The organism is uncultured Cardiobacterium sp. (genome assembly GCF_938028185.1).
Lineage (GTDB): Bacteria > Pseudomonadota > Gammaproteobacteria > Cardiobacteriales > Cardiobacteriaceae > Cardiobacterium.
This window is the reverse complement of sequence record NZ_CALJAH010000452.1, coordinates 1-2325: the sequence shown is the minus strand read 5'-3', so window position 1 is coordinate 2325 and position 2325 is coordinate 1. Positions and strand designations below refer to the sequence as shown.

Below are 2325 nucleotides of genomic sequence, written 5' to 3'. Positions count from 1 at the left end.
CGGGCGGTTACGCTGCGCTAACCGCCCCTACGGCTTGTTTCTACGGATTTCCATCCGCGCCTATTCTTCTTCCAGCGCCGCGCCGCCCGTCAGTGTGCGCTGTTGTTCGATGATTTTCTTCAGCATTTCCAGAAACAGTCCGCGCTCGTGCTCGCTCAGCGTCGCCAGTGCCTCCTGGTTGACGCTGCGGGCGATGCCCGTCACTTCTTCTTCCAGCGCCCGCGCCTTGTCCGTCAGGCGAATCAGTTTGATGCGCGCATCGTTCGGGTGCGGCTCGCGCGCAATCAGGCCGTCGCGCTCCATCCGCTCCAGCGTTTTGGCGGCGGTCGCCTGGCGGATATTGAGTGCATCGACCAGCTCGCGCTGGCTCAGGCCGTCTTCCTGCCATAACACCAGCAGCACCGCATTCTGTGCCGGGGCGAGACCGAGCGGCTTCAGCCGTTCGGCCAGCAATACCGCGAACTGTCGTGCGGCATGATTGACCAGATACCCGGCGGATTCTTCTCGAGGCAGTGGCATGATTTCCTCCAAATTTCCTTGTAAATAATAAGGTTGCGGATTTTAGCATAAGCATCGCTTGCTATCTAAATAGTTAGCCAGCTATACTTCATTGCGTCCTAAATAGCACGCTATTCAAAATCCACCCGCTCAAAGGATATTTCATGCAACCCGATACCACCCGCCGCTATGGCACCGTTTCCCGCGCCCTGCACTGGGGCATGGCCGCCTGCTACTGCTTTATGTTCGCCAGCGCTCTCGCCTGGCACCTCGACGACAGTCTGCGCGTCCTCATCAAGCCGCACAAAGCCGTCGGCGTACTGCTGATGCTGCTGGCGCTCGTCCGCTTTCTTTGGGCGCTCGCCCATTACCGCCGCCGTCCGGCGAACGCTTTTGCGGTCAAGGCGGGACACCTCGCGCTGTACGCGATGATGTTCGCCGTCCCCGCCTCCGGCATGGCGCGGCAGATGCAGGCCAGCTTCGGCAATGTCCACGGCCCGCTCGCCTTTGCCTTTTTCGTCCTCATCGCCGGCCATGTCGCCATGAGCGTCATCCACCAGGCCAAAGGCGAAGCCATCCTGCAACGCATCGCCTGAATACGGGGATATCTCCGGCTGCGGCATCACCCGCAGATATAAAAATACCGGCTTTACGCCGGTATTTTTTCGTCCATGTTGCCGTTTATTTGAAGCTGTCGCGCAGCTCAACGGTGCGGTTGAAGACGGGTTTGTCCGCCGTGCTGTCGGGGTCAACCGCGTAGTAGCCGAGGCGCTCGAACTGGTACACGGTGCCGGGTTCCGCCGGGGCGGCGGGTTCGGTTTTCGCGCCGTGGATGATGGTGAGCGATTCGGGGTTCAGCGTGTCAAGGAAGTTGTCCGCTTCCATCGGGTTGGGCTGGTTGAAGAGGCGGTCGTAGTTGCGGATTTCGCAGTCGAGTGCGTGTTTGGCGCTGACCCAGTGGATGACGCCGTTTGCCTTGTAGCCTTCGGGGTTTTTGCCGAGGGTGTCCGGGTCGTGGTGGCAGCGCAGTTCGGTGATGTTGCCGTCCGCGTCCTTGATGATTTCGTCGCAGGTGATGACGTAGCTGCCGCGCAGGCGCACTGCCTGGCCGGGGGCGAGGCGTTTCCATTTTTTCGGCGGGGCTTCGCTGATGTCGTCGCGCTCGATGTAGAGGGTGTTGCTGAAGGGAACGCGGCGGCTGCCCTGGCTGTCATCCTGCGGGTGGTTGGCGAGCTCGTAGTGTTCTTCGTGGTCGTCGGGCAGGCTGGTGATGGTGAGTTTGAGCGGGTGGACGACGGTCATGCGCCGCGCGGCGTGTTCGTTCAGGTAGTCACGGATGGTGCTTTCGAAGTATTCGATGGCGATGGTGCCGTCGGCTTTGCTGATGCCGATTTTGCGGCAAAATTCGCGCAGCGCGCCCGCCGGGATGCCACGGCGGCGCATTCCGGCAATGGTCGGCATCCGCGGGTCGTCCCAGCCGTTGACGTGTTTTTCGTTGACGAGCTGAATCAGGCGGCGTTTGGAGAGGACGGTGTATTCGAGCGAGAGGCGGGCAAATTCGATTTGTTGCGGGTGGCAAGGCGTTTCGAGGACGTTCAGTACCCAGTCGTAGAGCGGGCGGTGGTCTTCGAATTCGAGGGTGCAGAGCGAGTGAGTGATGTTTTCCAGCATGTCCGACAGGCAGTGGGTGTAGTCGTACATGGGATAGACTTTCCATGAGTCGCCCGCGTGGAAGTGCGCGGCGTGGCGGATGCGGTAGATGACCGGGTCGCGCAGGTTGATGTTGGGCGAGGCCATGTCGATTTTGGCGCGCAGGACGTGGCTGCC

The 2325-nt window shown here is 60.9% G+C and carries 3 protein-coding genes; 1 reads left to right on the top strand and 2 read right to left on the bottom strand.

The genetic code is table 11. The features are described 5' to 3' along the window. Window positions 1-60 precede the first annotated feature (60 nt). Window positions 61-519 carry a MarR family transcriptional regulator gene (locus Q0349_RS13145; RefSeq protein ID WP_298081470.1) on the bottom strand — a complete coding sequence of 153 codons (459 nt, stop codon included), beginning with the start codon at window positions 517-519 and terminating at the stop codon, window positions 61-63. 143 nt (window positions 520-662) lie between these two features. Here Q0349_RS13145 and Q0349_RS13140 point away from each other — a divergent pair, with 143 nt between their 5' ends. After that, a complete protein-coding gene (locus tag Q0349_RS13140; RefSeq protein ID WP_298081469.1) occupies window positions 663-1094 on the top strand; it encodes a cytochrome b/b6 domain-containing protein in 432 nt (143 codons plus the stop codon). 85 nt (window positions 1095-1179) lie between these two features. On the opposite strand, the gene glnS is transcribed toward Q0349_RS13140, so the two are convergent. Beyond that, a partial coding sequence (gene glnS, locus Q0349_RS13135) for a glutamine--tRNA ligase (RefSeq protein ID WP_298081468.1) occupies window positions 1180-2325 on the bottom strand: 1146 nt, incomplete at its 5' end.

Excerpts from the sequence above, each read along its gene's own strand:
- Q0349_RS13145 (WP_298081470.1), bottom strand. The coding sequence starts at position 519 with ATGCCACTGCCTCGAGAAGAATCCGCCGGGTATCTGGTCAATCATGCC.
- Q0349_RS13140 (WP_298081469.1), top strand. The coding sequence starts at position 663 with ATGCAACCCGATACCACCCGCCGCTATGGCACCGTTTCCCGCGCCCTG.